This window comes from Candidatus Contubernalis alkalaceticus (assembly GCF_022558445.1).
Taxonomy (GTDB): Bacteria; Bacillota; Dethiobacteria; order SKNC01; family SKNC01; genus Contubernalis; species Contubernalis alkaliaceticus.
Genome location: NZ_CP054699.1, coordinates 1,585,715 through 1,601,717, shown reverse-complemented (window position 1 = coordinate 1,601,717; position 16,003 = coordinate 1,585,715). Strand labels below are relative to the sequence as shown.

Sequence of the window (16,003 nt, the reverse complement as noted above, 5' to 3'; positions counted from 1 at the left end):
AAGCCCTAGACTGTTTCGGCAGATGCAGGGTTCGGCTCTAAAGATAATTAAACTAGAGCCCTGGTCTTATTTTAGTGATTTAAAAAGGCTGGTTAGAGCTTGGGAGGAGTTTTAATTGTACTGGAACTATTATAACAACCTTTTCTGGGGATTTTTGCTGGTGCTGATAAATATTAGATTCGGAGGGTTTAATATCCTACCTGAATTTATTGGCTTCATTATTATTTATAATGCTTTAAACGGACTGGCTCAGCAGCATGATTACTTTTATAAAGCCAGGCCTTTTGCGGGAGCGTTAATTCTTTTATCACTTCCCAACCTTTATGAAACCCCTGAACAAAACTTATTAATGTATCCAATCACAAATCAGAACTTACTGATGGTACTAATCGGGCAGGCCTATATAATCATTCACATATTAATGGTTTATTACATATCCCGGGCTATTTCAGAACTGGCAGAGGAGATGGCATTAGCTGACCTTTACCATTATAATAATTCAGTCTGGCGATTTTACCTGGCATTATCTTCAGCAATGCTGGCTGCTGCTCCATTTATGTATACTATACTGGCTGAATTTAAAGGATTATTGGTGATTCTCATAATCTTGGCATTTATTTCATTAATTTTCCTCCAACACTTGATTCATCGTGCCGGCCAAGAACTGGGTTCACATAATTCATAAGGGTTCTGCCAACACAGTGTCAGCATCCTTTTAGAACCTTCCTCTATGAATATTATTTTTCTTAATAGCGCCGGGCAGGTTAAAGAAATTTACGAAACCGGCCTGGGCAGCCTGCCCTTAGTTATATTATCTTCACCGGAGAAAAAACAAGATTATCCGAAGATGTCTTTTGACGATTCAAAAAAAGTTAACCACTTCAGAACCAGAAAGCCTAACGCCCTTTCAGTTACTCTCAGAAGGGGCCTGGCCCAGAAAGAGCTGACAGAATACATTTGCTCTTATTAGAAGGAATTTGCAAGTAAATAAGTAAATGTATAATTAACAGGATATTCATCCGAACAGATTGATCAAAAATAGAAATATCTTTAGAATAATAAGAAATAATATTCAATAATGTTACTTTTTTAGAATACCCCCCTATCGGAAAGAAATTTGTTTATGTTAGCATTTATTGGCGGGGCTATCGGTACCTGGGAATGAGAATCACCTGCCAAAAGGCAGCTTCCTACAGGAAAGGAGTATATTGATATCTTGCTGCATGTTATATACGGAAGAGACTCTTATTCTATGGTCAGAGAACTGCTGGAGAGCATGAGTCCCGAAAAAGAATGGAATAAAGATGCCCTAATTGCTTTGAAACCCAATTTGGTGGTCTCTAAGCCTTCCGATTCTGGAGCTACCACTTCACCCCAGGTGACAAGAGGGGTTATCGAGCATTTAATAGAAAAAGGGTTTAACAACCTGGTGATTATGGAAAGTTCCTGGGTTGGGGACAGCACAATGAAAGCGTTTAAAGTTTGCGGATATGAAAAGCTTGCCAGGGAATACAATATTGACCTGATTGACATGAAAAAAGATAAAGCGATTAAGAAAAAGGGAAAGAATCTGACCATTTCCCTTTGTGAAATGGTGTTGGAAATTGATTATCTCATTAACTTACCCGTGCTGAAATCCCACTGCCAAACCAGGCTTACCTGCGCCCTTAAAAATTTAAAAGGCTTAATTCCTGACAAAGAGAAGAGGCGGTTTCATGATTTGGGACTGCATAAGCCCATTGCTGAACTTAACTCCCTAGTAAAAACAGACCTGATCATTGTGGATGCCGTCATCGGGGATTTGACCCATGAAGAGGGAGGTAACCCGGTGGAAATGGGGCGAATTATTGGGGGGACGGATCCGGTTCTCGTTGATTCTTATTCAGCAGAACTAATCGGAGTGGAGGTTGAAGAAATTCCTTACATATCTATGTCAAACCAAATGGGGATTGGAAAGCTGTTTAATAACGATACCGTGGTGAAAGAATACCGGCTGGACAACTATCCCCAAATTACCCTAAAACCTTCTCCCCGGGTAAGAAGGCTGGCCGAACATATTGAAGAGGGGGGAGCCTGTTCCCCTTGTTACGGAGCACTTATCCATGCCCTTTCCCGCCTGGAGGAGAGGGGAGCACTGGAGAAAATACCAGTGAAAATATTTATCGGCAGAAAATATAAAGATATTGAATCATCCTCCCTGGGCATAGGAATGTGTACGGCAAAGTTTAACAGAAATGTTTCCGGTTGCCCTCCAAAAGCCCGGGACATTGTAAAATATTTGGAGGAACATTTTATCAATAACTGAGCAGTGGTTTAATACTCTCTTCCCTGTTTTCCCGGGGTGAGGGTTTTTTTAATTTAAGCCTTTACTATCGCTGCCCAATGTGGTATGGTTGATTATACAAGTATACAACCTAGCAATTTAAATCATAAGAATCCATTCACAAGCAAGGAGGGAGGGAACTTTTTGAAAGCGTATTTAGACGAATCTCAACCGATCTTCCAACAAATTGCCCAAATGATCATGGATGAGATTATTGAAGGCCATATAAAAGAAGAAGAAAAGATCCCTTCCGAAAATGAAATATCCCGTTTTTATAACATCAACAGGGCTACTGTCCGTAATGGACTTCAATCCTTAGTTGAAGCAGAGATAATATACAAACAACGGGGCATAGGGATGTTTGTCAAAAAGGGAGCCAGAGCAAAATTATTGGCAGAAAGACAAAATCAGTACCGCAGTAATTATATCCTACCGCTTTTAAATGAGGCAAAGAGACTTGGAATGAGTGTGAAAGAGGTCATTGAAATCATAAAGGAGGATGAGAGAAAGTGATTCGTATCGATAACGTCATTTTTGGCTACGAAAAGGATAACCCTATACTGCGGAGCATTACCCTTGAAGAAAATGAGCCTGTCATCACTTGCCTTTGGGGCCGTAACGGAGCCGGTAAAACAACGCTTATGAAGCTTCTGGCCGGACACCTGAGGCCTGATGAGGGAAGCATTCAAATTATGGGCCTGGCTCCTTACAATAATGAACAGGCAGTACAGCATCTTTGTTTTATGCAGGAAGATCACCCTTTCAGTACACTTTGGACTGTTCGTAACGCTTTTCGTTTCGGCCAATATTACAACCCAAATTGGAGTCAAGAGACTGCGGAACAACTGCTTAACATATTTAAATTAGATGAAAAGAAAACAATAACTAAATTGTCCAAGGGAATGAAAACTGCGCTGCAGTTTATCATAGGCCTTTCCAGTCATGCAAATATCACTATATTTGATGAACCAATCAGCGGACTGGATGCAGGAATAAGAAAAAAACTGTATAAGGCATTACTGGAAAGCCATGAAAATCATCCAAGACTGATATTACTCTCTACTCACCATATAGAGGAAGTCCAGCCATTATGTGAATCTCTCATAGTACTTCATAATGGCAAATTGCTTATGCACAAAGAAATAGAAGGAATGAGAGAAAGAGGAATCTGGTTAACTGGGGAAAAAAATACTTTGGAAAAAGTAGTGACCAGCCAAAAGATTCTGGAACATATTGAAGCCGGAAACATGGTGAAAGCCATGATCGATGCTGCTTATTCCAAAGAATGGAAAGAAACGGCGCAAACTTACGGGCTTTCTATTGAGAAGGCAAAAATGCAGGATTATTTACTAAATATTACCAGAGATGAGGAGGTATCAGTATGAACACTTTCTATGGAAACACTCTTTTAATTTATAATGAGATGAAATGGTACTTTGGCAGAGTACTTTTTCTCTATATCACAATCCCTCTGATGATAGCTTGGATCATTACCGGGCTGGTATTCAACCTGCATGAAGGGGTTATTACTAGTATCCCAGTTCCAGCTTACATTCATATTGTCCTCTTTTCTATGGTAGCATTTAAAATGTACTTTCCAATTGCCATTGGCATGGGCAGCACGAGGATACATTTTTTGAAAGCGTTTTATGTAACCGGCCTGGGGGTTGTCGCTTTTACCATACTCTTCCTGAATTTCTGTCAATATATCATGATAATTGTATATAATCAGCTTTTTGGCTGGTCAAGTATTTTGCATCCTGCCATATTTTTTAGGCCCGAGTACCAGTTTTTACCATATTTATGGATTGATATAATGTTTGGCCTCTTTATCTTTGGATTATCTTTCTTACTTTTTTGCGCATGGTACCGCCTGGGCTCCGTGCGAATGCTATTTTTAATTACGGTATTAACAATTATTTGTTTATTCCTGTACTATGGTGGAGTGCTGGAGACATGGTTTCAATGGGTAAGGTCCTTGGGATTGGATGCTGTGATAGGTTTTACCATTCTTGGATCATTGGGTCTGTTTGCACTATTCAGCACGTATCCCATGATGCGGGATGCATCCCTTAATCCCAAACCCAGATAAATCACTAAGTTCTTAGATAAATAGCAGCCTCAATGTAAATAAAAGCTTTTTGTAATATAATAGACTACACATATCATTTTTTGTATCATCGTTTACATTCCTATCACTTTCAGCTTCTATGGCTTTGTTTTCAGCTTCTATAAGTCCTTCTACAACATTTTGAATCGCCTTCTCAGGACTACCACCACCACAGCCTGTGTGTTTGACTAGAATTTCAGTTTTTTTTTCAGTTTTTAAGATAAACCCTCTTCAAAAATTGAAGGGGGTTTTCTTTTTTTTTATTAATATTTGTGCTGCTCAGCAGGCAGTAACTGCTTCTTTGCAGTAAAAAGGTGTACCTGCAATTATGTGCATTTAAAATAGGATGTATTTTGCTTCACTAAAAATTTTTTTCAATAAGATTTGTTCACCAGCTTGAAGAAAAAAGCTCAGCTTACTTAGTGTGATTTAATCATGTTATATTTAAAAACAATATTTATAAAGTCACTTACGTTGGAAAAAGAAATTTTAAACATGTCAAGTAATGATAATGCTTGACGATAAAAGTATTAATAAGAATAAAGTCACCCTAGGGAAAAACTGTATCCAAGGGATAGTGAAGTAATCAGTCATAATAATGTGAAAATAGTTCTTTGAGAATATACCTGGGAGGTTTTTTCATGAAAAGTCAACATGAATTACAGGAAAAAGTGCAAAAATTACAGCTTTTAATAGATAAGCTTTCTTGTTCAAATGAGGATTTAAAAACCATAGTAGAAAAAGAGCAATTAAAAAATCAGGAAAAGAATACGTTTCTAATTCAAAAATCACGACAGGCGTTAATTGGAGACATTATTAATTCTATAGCGCATCAATGGAGACAGCCATTAAACAGTATTAGTTTAGCTGCAGCAAATGTTGCTATTTCTGTAGAATTAGATGAAGATAAGAGAGAAATAATTGAAACTACCAATTTAATTGTTAAGATTGCTGGCGACTTAGCCCAAACGATGACCGACTTTATGGAGTTTTTTAATCAGGAGGATATCCCTGTAAAGATTGACTTAAATGAAGTATTAAACTCGATTATTGATATGCTGCAGACACAGCTATACAAGAAAAACATAAAAATTAAAAATGAAATAGATGACCAGATAACAATTAATACATATAAGAATGATTTACAGTATGTATTCCTAGGTGTTATTTCCAGTATTATAAAATCCTTTGCAGATCATGAACCAGAGAATAGAAAGATTATTATTAGAGCCTGGCCTAGTAATAATTCCGCGTATCAACTTATGATAGAAATCAGCCACAATGCAGGTGTCATTTTAAGTAAGAAAGAACCTGCTTATGAACTAGATATAATAAATCATATAATTCAAGAAGCTTTAGGAGGGGAATTGAAAATCTATGATAAAAATGGTAATACACATTTTATCATCTATCTACCAAAAAGAGTAAAAGAAATGGATAAGAAGTAGGTGATATGTTGAACTTAAAAGATATTCGTAAAGAAACTGCTTTAATGAAAGTGCTGTATGTTGAGGATGACAAGAAAAGTAGAGAGCAAATGACTGCACTATTAAACAAGTTTTTTAAAAAAGTTGAGGTTGCTGAGAATGGTGAACTGGGTTTGTCCAAGTTTACCCGAGAACCATCTAAGTTTGATATTGTTTTTTCAGACATTTCCATGCCTGTTATGGATGGACTTGAAATGATCAAGCAGATAAAGGAAATCAACAGGGATATTTACTCTGTAATAATTTCTGCACATAATGATACGAATACTTTAATCAATGCTATTGAAACAGGAGTGAAATTTTTTCTAATTAAACCAGTTAATATGAAAAAATTTACTCAGACTGTTTCTAGAATTATTCAGAGCAGCATAAAGGATAGGGAGATAAATGCAATTGCACGACTCTATAATGATCCATTGACAGGACTGCCAAGCAGAACCAGGTTATTGCTTGACCTTGAACAAAAAGAGCTAGGATTTCTTATTATTTTGGATATTGATTCTTTTAAAGAAATTGTAGATTTTTTTGGTAATACAGCAGCTGATCACATATTAGTTGCTATTGCTAACAAGTTATTAATTTTTTTTGAAGATTATACTTCAACTGTATACAGGTTACAAGCTGATGAATTCGCCATCTTTCTAGAAATTGATACTTCAAATAATACGCTGGAAAAAATATTGAAAGAGTTATATATGGTCTTAACAAAAAAATTATACGATTATGATAATGTAAGTATTGGAATCAATATAAGTATTGGTGCAGAAGTATTTACTCGTTCCATATCAGGAGAGAAGGTTATATCTAATGCCTTTATGGCTCTGGGTGACGCCAAGGAGCATAGAGAAGAATACTGTGTTTATAATGAAACGATAAGAAAAGATAAAGACTTTCTCGCAAATATACAATGTACTAGAAATATTAAAGAAGCCATTGAGGATGACAGGGTGCTGGTTTATTATCAACCTATAATTAGTAATTTAACAGGATTAGTTGTTAAACATGAGTGTTTATTAAGGATTGAAGAGAAAAATGGCAAAATCATTATGCCAGGAGAATTTTTGCACTTTGCAAAAAGGGCAAAGGTATATCCCCAGTTAACAAGATTAGTATTTGACAGGGCCATAGAATTTTGTATGGAAATGAAAGGAGACTTTTCAATTAATATATCGATAGAAGATATGTTAAGTAATAACACGAAGGAATATATGTTTGATATATTAGAAAAGAACATAAGCTCTGCAGCAAAGTTAACTTTTGAAATTCTTGAAGTAGAAAATATTAAAAACTACACACAAGTAAACAGTTTTATTCAAAAAGTTAAAAAAGCGGGATGCAAAATTGCCATTGATGATTTTGGTACAGGTTATTCAAACTTTTCTCATTTGCTGAATATGGGGGTAGACTATTTGAAAATAGACGGTTCTATCATATCAAGCCTGGCAAATGAGGGAGCATCAATGGCAATAGTAGAATCAATAGTGGCCTTTTCAAAAAAGATGGGTATAAAAACCATAGCGGAATTTGTCAGTAATAAAGAAATATATGAAATACAAAAAAAGATAGGAATTGACTATGCCCAGGGGTACTATATGGGAAAACCGGCTGCGGAATTAATAAAGGGAGGGGAGTTTAATGTACTTATCCAACCCAGAAGTTCAAGAAATTGTTAGAGCTACTAAAGAGTTGAATTCTTCAGAAGGAAGAGTTGTATTTATTGTGATGGGAGAAAAAAGCACTGTAAATGTGCCGGAACTCATCTCAGGCTTAAATGATGAAAAAATTAATTTTTTTGGCGGTATCTTCCCTGGAGTTATTTATGATGAGAAACAGACGGATAGTGGAGTTGTGTTAGAAAGCTTTCCGGTTTTATACGGTCCTTATGTCATAAACGATTTGGATAGGAATGATTTTCAACTTCCAGAGTTTACAGCAATACATGGGGAAGCTGACAAAAAACATTCGGCCCTAATTCTGGTTGACGGTCTTACAGGCAATATAGCTGACTTCTTATCCCAGCTTTTTAGCAGACTGGCACGTTCTGTTAATTATTTCGGTGGTGGAGCAGGTTCAATTTCACTAGAGCAAAAACCTTGTCTTTTTTCACCCCAGGGGTTTTTCCAGGATGCAGCTATAGTTACATTTCTAGCACTGGAATGTAAATTAGGAGTCAGGCATGGTTGGGAGCGGATTATGGGACCATTGGTGGCAACAAAAACCAGCAAGAACAGGGTAATTGAACTTAATTGGCAAAAGGCTTATGATGTTTATAGAGAAATTGTGGAGGATAATTCAGAAAAAAAATTCACAGCCAATAACTTTTTTGACATTGCAAAGGGCTTTCCATTTGGCATGCTAAAAGATTATGTAGAATGTGTTGTGCGTGATCCTATAGCTGTTGGTGAAGAAGGGGAACTTATCTGTGTAGGAGAAGTTCCGGAAAATAGTGTTCTGGATATTTTAAAAGGGACTGATACTGCCCTTATAGAGGCGGCAGGGCAGGCAGCTGCAGACTGTATGGAGGCAAAAGGGGAAAAAATTACCCACACTATGGTTATAGATTGTATTTCCAGGGTGCTGTTTCTAGAAAAGAATTTTCCTGTAGAATTAAAAAAAGTTAAACAAAACCTTTCAGCCATTTGTGAAGACATTTTGCCCTTTGGGATGTTGACTCTAGGTGAAATCTCTTCTTATGGAGAAGGATATCTTGAATTTTTTAACAAAACAATTGTGACAGGAGTTTTTTATGAATAGAAAAGGTTACTTTGATAATGTTATCCAGGATATATCTCTTCTGTATGAGCTGGCATTGGTTATTGGGCAATCTTTAGAGTTAGAAGAAAACTGCGATTTTTTCCTGAAAAGGCTAATGGGACGGAAAAACTTAAGCTTCAGTGCCGTTTGGATTTATGATCGACTTTTAAAGGGTAATAACAAAGACCAAGGAGCTTCCCTTGTCTATGCAAACCCTGATTTTTATATGTCATCAAAACACGTTTCTCCTGAACATCCTATTTTTTCTATAATATATGATAATGACTACTTTATTACAACAACTCCTCTTGATATTTTAAGTGGATTGGTTGATGAAAACTGGATTAAAGATGGAGCATGCATGGTAATTCCATTAAAAGAAATAGGGCTATTAACGCTGTTTTCCTTTAATGCTGACGCTTTTTTTAGAAGAGAAGAATTAAATAAAATGAAGAATGCATTCTTAAAGTTTACTGTCTCATTGAAAGGATGCCTTGCTCATAAACAATTATTAAGAGAAGTTGAAGAACGGGAGAAGAGGACTTTAGCTTTAAAAGAAAGTGAAAGGAAGTACCGTGAGCTATCAGAACTATTAGAAGGTGTCTTAAACGGTATTCCTGATATAATAGGGGTACAGAAACCTGACCACACTATACTACGCTACAATAAAGCCGGTTATGAGTTTTTAGGTAAAACACCAGAGGAAGTTTTTGGGAAAAAATGCTATGAACTTTTAGGCTGGCAGGAGTGCTGCCGGCCTTGTGTAACTGAGAAAGCCCTGGCAACTAATAGTATTTCAGCTCTTGAAAAATATGTCCCAGAATTTAATGTGTTTTTAGATTGTCGCAGTACCCCTGTCTTTAACGAAAATAGAGAATTAATTCTAATAATTGAACAGCTGCGGGATATTACAGAGAGTAAACGGATGGAAAAGGCTTTAATGAAAAGTGAGCAGCGCCTAAGACGCATCAATGATAACATGATGGATATGATTACCCAGGTAGATGTTAATGGCATAATCAAGTATGCCAGCCTTTCAAATAAAGCTATTTTGGGTTATGAACCTGAAGAACTCTTGGGGCATTCAATCTTTGAATATGTTCATCCTGAAGACTTGAACATGGTATTAAAGACATTTCAGAAGGCACTAAAAACATTATCGCCGAACAGGTTAGAATTTCGTTATCGTCATGCAGATGGTCATTACTTACAAATTGAAACTATTGGTAATCTTCTTTTTGATGAAGATCAAAGAGTAAATGGTGCTATTTTTTCTTCTCGAGATAATAGTGCCCTTCACTACCGTTTAGATTTTGAACACATTATTACCTCCATTTCAACAAAGTTCATAAACCTGTCTTCTGATGATATAGACAACAGTATTAATGACGCCCTGGGAACAATAGGAGAGTTTGTAAATGTAGATCGCAGCTACGTGTTTCTTTTAAATCCCAATGCATCGGCAGTGGATAATACTCATGAGTGGTGTGCTCAAAGTATTGAATCTCAAATAGATAATCTCAAAGGAATTCCAGTGGAATTGATACCCTGGTGGATGAAAAAGATTGAGCGCAGAGAACATATTTACATTCCTAACGTAGAAGAAATGCCATCAGAAGCCTCATCTGAACAGAGCATGTTAAAAGCACAGGGTATTCGTTCTGTAGTCGTGTTACCGCTGTTTTACCGAAAAACTCTGTCGGGATTTCTGGGTTTTGATGCCGTCAAAGAGTTTAGAACATGGAGTGAGGAAAACATTGCCCTGCTAAATGTTGCAGGAGAAATATTTATTAATGCCATAGAACGTAAGAAGGCAGATAAACAAATAGCCCATTACACCATGGAGATCGAGCGGAAAAACAAAGAGTTGGAGGCAGCCAAGCTTCAGGCCGAAAAAGCTAATAGATTAAAAAGTGAATTTTTGGCAAATATGAGCCATGAAATTCGCACTCCTCTAAATGTGATTACCGGGGTGACAGATCTTGTTATGGATATGGAGGTAAAGTCAGAACAGCGGGAGTATATAGAAATGATAAATGATTCTGCCGGTTCTCTGCTTAATATCATTAATGACATTCTTGATTTTTCCAAAATAGAGGCTGGGAAGCTGGAGATAAATGAAATGCTTTTTAATGTTAATGAAACAGTGGAAAGGGCTATATCAAGTTTAGCCATGCGTGCTCATCAAAAAGGGCTGGAACTTCTATTATATATAAAAAAGGATGTGCCGGCCATTTTAATGGGTGATCCATCTCGCTTGCAACAGGTGTTGGTTAATCTTATAAGTAATGCTATCAAATTTACAGAAACAGGAGAAATAATGGTAACTGTGGAAAAAGTAGATGGCAGTATCGGAAAAGCGAAGTTAGAGTTTGCTGTGCACGATACTGGTATAGGCATCCCAAAAGATGAACAAGAATCTATATTTCAAAGTTTTAGTCAAGTAGATGGTTCTATGAGCAGAAAATTCGGCGGCACAGGTCTGGGACTTGCTATCTCAAAAAGACTGGTAGAAATGATGGGGGGGGCAATCCGAGTAAAAAGCAAAGAAGGTGTCGGGAGTACATTTGCCTTCAGTATAGTTTTCAAAGTGTCCTCTCAAGAGACTCTCGAAGAGGTTGAACCTGTTGAATTTGAACTTACATCCCTTCAAGTTTTAATCATTGATGATAATAAAGCTAATCGCATGATATTGCAAGAGATACTTAACAAATGGAAAATTAAAAACACGGCAGTTGCTAGCGGCAAAGAAGGTTTAGATAAGCTTAAAGAATTTTATGAAGGTCCCATGCCATTTAATCTAGTGTTACTAGATGCCCAGATGCCTGAAATGGATGGTTTTACAGTTGCTGATATAATCAGGAAAGAAATTTCCTTCGAAAATATTATTATCATGATGCTTTCTTCGATAGATATACGTTTTGATAAAATGGACAAAAATAAACTGAAGATAGATGCCTTTTTAGTAAAACCTGTTAAACAGTCTGAACTCTATAACGCTTTAATAGAAGTTGCTGGTAAGCAGTATCAAGCTCCAAATATAACTTATATAGAATCTGAGGAAGATATAACTGAGAATGAAATAACTCCTCAGATTGACTCTGGTGATATAATTAAGATTCTTCTGGTAGAAGATAATATAATGAATCAGAAATTAGCCACGACTATTTTGAGCAGGAAAGGTTGGAAGGTTGGTGTGGCAAACAATGGAATGGAAGCTTTGGAATGCTTGGGAAATAATCCTTATGATCTTATATTGATGGATGTTCAGATGCCTGAGATGGACGGTTTCCAAGCAACAGCACGCATCAGGCAAAAAGAGCAGGAAACAGGGAAGCACATTCCAATTATTGCCATGACAGCTCATGCTATGAAAGGTGATATGGAAAGATGTTTGCAGGCGGGTATGGATGATTATATTTCTAAGCCCATTGATGCTAAAAAACTTTATTTAATGGTGGAGGAAGGTATCCAGAAAATCAGGGCAAAGCATTAAGCTTGCACCAGAGAAGAAATTAAGAACTCTTCTCTGGTTGAGTTGGAAGAACAGTTAGATGGTCAAGAACTCCTGATTAAGAAAAAAAATTGACTTGATTACTGGTTAAAATTGTGGGTGAGCATGAAAGCAACAGGTGCGCTTACATAATAATTTATCCTGATCTGGGACATGAACAGCTTATGCGGCGGTAGACTTTAATTCCAGGGCACTGGAATTTTTTAGATTGACATATTTTCCATCGTTCAATTGTAAAAATACACTTGACAGGTTAATAGTTATATGTTACCATTATCCAAATGACCAATTAAGAAATAATAGTCATAGGGGAGATAGAGAATGCCAAAGCATTTTACAAGTAATGAACGAGAAATTATTTATCAGCGATTAATCGAAGCTGGTAAGGAGTATTGGGAGCGCTATGGCATTAAACGGACTAATGTTCAGGATTTAGCCAGGGCTGCCGGCATTTCCAAGGGAACCTTTTATCTCTTTTTTAAGAGCAAAGAGCTTTTTTTCATGGAAGTTTTGCAAAAGAGCCATGATCAAATTAAACAACAATTGATGCAGGTGCTGATGAGCGAGCAGGGAAGTCTAAAAGAACGTTTTGTCAGTGCTGTTATGAAGTTATTTGAGGAGATTAAGCTAAACCCATGGATGGTGAGGCTGATGAGCGGTAACGGCGAATACGCATATTTAATCCGTAAGCTACCCAGGGAAAAGGTGGAGCAGCATATTGTAGGTGATGATGAAGATACAAAGCAGCTGTTGGAGATGCTTTGTATTACCGGCGACATTGATACCAAGACGGTATCGGCAGCGCTCCGTGGACTTTTCTTTATTCTGCTGCACAGGCAGGAAGTCGGAGAAGAGCAGGTGGATGATGCCTTCAGGCTATTAATCGAGGGGTTGTCCATGCGCATATTCAAGAGCAGCGGTGTGATGTCAAGTAGTTAACTGGAAATTATTTAAGAAATTCGCTGCTGTTAAGGGGGTGCTTGCCCAAAAAAGGCATCACTTAACTAAGCCACCCAAATTAACAGTACTAAAATTACATTAACGGTAAATTATGGGTGGATGGAATCGCAGCTAATCTTTATAATATTTCTTGTTGGTTTCCTCCTCTCTGTTGGTAGAGTTGGTTCGTCTTTAGCAGATGAAAGACCAACCGTACCAGTTTACGTGCTGTAAGAGCAAGGGCCCGTTTATGGGCGAACTGTTTCGGCTCTGCCTTTTTCTTGGCATAATACTCTGCAAAAACAGGGTCGTGCACCCGAACACTGTTAGCCGCCTCCATTAAGTAATATCGTAAATAGCGGTTCCCAGAGTGAATTAGCCGTGTTTGGCTGGCCGTAAAGTTTCCCGATTGATTCTCAGTCCAGGCAATGCCCGCATGCTTAGCCAACTGCTTATGGCTGGCAAACTGGTGGATGTCACCAATTTCAGCCAAGATACCAGAAGAAAAGATAGGACCGATACCCGGGACAGAATCTAGAGTTTGAGGAATCGTTTTTAAATGGTCTTCAATAGCCTTTTTTATAGACTTAATCTGTTCCTGAATTGTCCGAATGACCCGAATACTGGAGGCCATAGCTAGGTTAACAGAATCAGCCATAGCCTTAGATAATCGGTAAGAAGAACGAGCTGCTTTCTGTAACTCCTTAGCCACAGATTGAGGATCATCAAATCGATTTTTACCATGCTGGATTAAAAATTCCACCAGCTGGTCCACAGAGATTTCTGCTAAAGCTTCTGTGGATTCAAACTCCTCCATGACGGCCAAAGAAGTTGCCGACAGCTTGTTTTCAAAAACAAGCGTGTAATCGCTGCATTTTAAATACAGGTTGGTCATAAGGAAATTACTTTCTCTTACCAGTGCCTTCATGAGATGGTACCTGGTCCGGGTCAGCCGCTGCAGTGCCATCATCGGTTCACTCCAGGTGAAGGGATGAGGTAAGTGGCCGGACCGAACCTTGGCGGCAATATACCAGGCATCCACCCGGTCATTTTTAGGGGGGGAAAGGAAATGAGACTTTTTATACTCCTTAATTAGGCTCGGGTTAAACATATAGACTTTAACATTAGAGCACCCAAAATCTAAATGCCGATGTAAGTATATGGCGGCGTGAGTCGAGTAGCAGCCGGTATGTTCCAGTCCAAAACGAATTTCATCAAAACTATGCTTATCTACCAGCTGATTAATCCGTTTCTGCAGCTCCATGATACCGGGTCGGTTATTTAGAACAGTAAAGCGGCATAAAGCTCGTTTCTCTTCTTCATCGGTTAAACAGCATACTACATTTTCCTTGCTGCTTACATCAATACCGACAAACAAAGGGATAGTCATCGTCGTTTTCACCTCCTTAGAAAAAGGATGTGATGTCTACAGTCCTGGGATGTCCCTGGGAAACCCATGAACGACAGCCTTGCGAGCTATTGGAATACACCGGTTCCCCTCGGTGCACTGGTCTCCCTCTGCTGGCAGGAGAGAGGGGCAACCGGGAAACAGTCAGCGTGTTGGTCTATAACATGGGGCCAGGGGAACACTCTTAAAAAGGAAGACACCCGATAACGGGGCAACGGGAGAAAATTGAACATTCCCTTGGTAGACACCTATGGCTATATTTTCCCAAAGACATCCCAGAACTGTAAACCCTTTTTTCAATTAATTTGACATGATACGCGGAAACGTATTGTTTGATAGGCTTGTGAATATGCCGCAGTTGTGGATTCTGATGGATAACTCTTCGAGTTACCCACAGACCCCACGAACTGCTTGGACAACGCTTCGCGTTGACCACATATTCACAACCCCTGCTGCTAATTTTTTTAATCTTTTTTTAAAAAGATCATAAGTAAGTTAGATAACAAGATTTGATTCTGTATAAAGTTTTCAAAGAACAAATGAGCACCATCCGAACTGGAAATTTACGTCCAAATCGTCTGCTGCTCATAGTATACAAGGAGGAAACAATATGATTACCGTACGGCAGTTGGCTTTTTCCTATGATCAGCGCAAGGATTTTATAAAAGGGATGTCATTTGATGTGAATAAAGGCGAGATTTTTGGCTTTCTTGGCCCTTCTGGCGCCGGCAAAAGCACATTACAAAAAATTCTCAGTGGTATACTTAGAAACTATCGAGGTAGGGTGAAAGTATTAAATACAGAAGTAAAAAACCGCAAAAACAGTTTTTACGAGAATATTGGAGTTGATTTTGAATTCCCCAATTTATACGGCAAATTCACAGCCCTGGAAAATCTGCTTTTCTTTTCATCACTTTACAACAAAAAATCTCAGGACCCTATGCCTTATTTAGAGCGAGTTGGCCTATCAGCCGATGCGAACAAAAAAGTTTCCAGCTTCTCCAAGGGAATGAAAATGCGTTTGGCTTTTGTAAGGGCTATTCTGCACAATCCTTTACTATTATTTCTTGATGAACCCACCAGCGGTCTGGATCCCGTTTACAACCGGATTTTGAAAGATATGATCCTGGAACAGAAAAGAGAAGGTAAAACAATTATTCTTACAACCCATAACATGCACGACGCGGAGGAGCTTTGTGACCGGGTAGCATTTATTGTAGACGGGGAAATTAAAGCATTAGACAGCCCTCATGCACTGAGAAGCAAAAAAAGCGGAGTGGAGGTAAGTTACACCTATGTAGAAGAGGGTCGGGAAAAAACCGGAGCGGCTATGCTCACATCCCTCTATCAGGACCCTGTTTTTATGAACAATCTGCAGGGCAGCAGCCTGACCGGCATACATTCTAAGGAACCGACACTGGATGATGTATTTATTGAATTAACAGGCAGGTGTCTCAAATGAGGTTTG

Annotated in this window: 14 protein-coding genes; 13 read left to right on the top strand and 1 reads right to left on the bottom strand. The window is 38.2% G+C overall.

What is annotated here, in order from left to right; all coding sequences use genetic code 11:
• Positions 1-115 precede the first annotated feature (115 nt).
• The 11 genes from HUE98_RS07825 to HUE98_RS07775 all read left to right on the top strand — a co-directional run bounded on the left by HUE98_RS07825 (position 116) and on the right by HUE98_RS07775 (position 13,127).
• The gene (locus tag HUE98_RS07825; RefSeq protein ID WP_241423288.1) at positions 116-685 is read left to right on the top strand and encodes a hypothetical protein; all 570 of its coding nucleotides are present in this window, start codon (positions 116-118) and stop codon (positions 683-685) included.
• Between the two features lie 45 nt (positions 686-730).
• On the top strand, positions 731-970 hold the full coding sequence (locus tag HUE98_RS07820; RefSeq protein WP_241423287.1) for a hypothetical protein: 240 nt from the start codon (positions 731-733) through the stop codon (positions 968-970).
• Positions 971-1,216: 246 nt separating this feature from the next.
• The gene (locus HUE98_RS07815) at positions 1,217-2,305 is read left to right on the top strand and encodes a DUF362 domain-containing protein (RefSeq protein ID WP_241423286.1); all 1,089 of its coding nucleotides are present in this window, start codon (positions 1,217-1,219) and stop codon (positions 2,303-2,305) included.
• Positions 2,306-2,467: 162 nt separating this feature from the next.
• On the top strand, positions 2,468-2,836 hold the full coding sequence (locus HUE98_RS07810) for a GntR family transcriptional regulator (RefSeq protein WP_318036527.1): 369 nt from the start codon (positions 2,468-2,470) through the stop codon (positions 2,834-2,836).
• Entirely contained in the window at positions 2,833-3,708 is an 876-nt protein-coding gene (locus HUE98_RS07805) for an ATP-binding cassette domain-containing protein (RefSeq protein ID WP_241423285.1), read from the top strand. Before HUE98_RS07810 ends, HUE98_RS07805 begins: the two co-directional genes overlap by 4 nt.
• Positions 3,705-4,415, top strand: a complete 711-nt coding sequence (locus tag HUE98_RS07800) for a hypothetical protein (RefSeq protein WP_241423284.1) — start codon at positions 3,705-3,707, stop codon at positions 4,413-4,415. Before HUE98_RS07805 ends, HUE98_RS07800 begins: the two co-directional genes overlap by 4 nt.
• A 659-nt stretch (positions 4,416-5,074) precedes the next feature.
• Positions 5,075-5,881, top strand: a complete 807-nt coding sequence (locus tag HUE98_RS07795; RefSeq protein WP_241423283.1) for a sensor histidine kinase — start codon at positions 5,075-5,077, stop codon at positions 5,879-5,881.
• Between the two features lie 5 nt (positions 5,882-5,886).
• The gene (locus HUE98_RS07790) at positions 5,887-7,593 is read left to right on the top strand and encodes an EAL domain-containing response regulator (RefSeq protein ID WP_241423282.1); all 1,707 of its coding nucleotides are present in this window, start codon (positions 5,887-5,889) and stop codon (positions 7,591-7,593) included.
• On the top strand, positions 7,556-8,674 hold the full coding sequence (locus HUE98_RS07785; protein WP_241423281.1) for an FIST signal transduction protein: 1,119 nt from the start codon (positions 7,556-7,558) through the stop codon (positions 8,672-8,674). Before HUE98_RS07790 ends, HUE98_RS07785 begins: the two co-directional genes overlap by 38 nt.
• Positions 8,667-12,170, top strand: coding sequence for a response regulator (locus HUE98_RS07780; RefSeq protein WP_241423280.1), 3,504 nt, complete (start codon positions 8,667-8,669; stop codon positions 12,168-12,170). Before HUE98_RS07785 ends, HUE98_RS07780 begins: the two co-directional genes overlap by 8 nt.
• Before the next feature lie 339 nt (positions 12,171-12,509).
• Positions 12,510-13,127, top strand: a complete 618-nt coding sequence (locus HUE98_RS07775) for a TetR/AcrR family transcriptional regulator (RefSeq protein ID WP_241423279.1) — start codon at positions 12,510-12,512, stop codon at positions 13,125-13,127.
• 139 nt (positions 13,128-13,266) lie between these two features.
• Here HUE98_RS07775 and HUE98_RS07770 read toward each other — a convergent pair whose 3' ends face one another.
• Complete coding sequence (locus tag HUE98_RS07770) at positions 13,267-14,517, bottom strand: IS110 family RNA-guided transposase (protein ID WP_241421312.1); 1,251 nt, start codon at positions 14,515-14,517, stop codon at positions 13,267-13,269.
• 32 nt (positions 14,518-14,549) lie between these two features.
• Here HUE98_RS07770 and HUE98_RS07765 point away from each other — a divergent pair, with 32 nt between their 5' ends.
• The gene (locus tag HUE98_RS07765) at positions 14,550-14,723 is read left to right on the top strand and encodes a hypothetical protein (protein WP_241421311.1); all 174 of its coding nucleotides are present in this window, start codon (positions 14,550-14,552) and stop codon (positions 14,721-14,723) included.
• A gap of 422 nt (positions 14,724-15,145) precedes the next feature.
• Positions 15,146-15,997, top strand: coding sequence for an ABC transporter ATP-binding protein (locus tag HUE98_RS07760; protein ID WP_241423278.1), 852 nt, complete (start codon positions 15,146-15,148; stop codon positions 15,995-15,997).
• Positions 15,998-16,003: the final 6 nt, after the last annotated feature.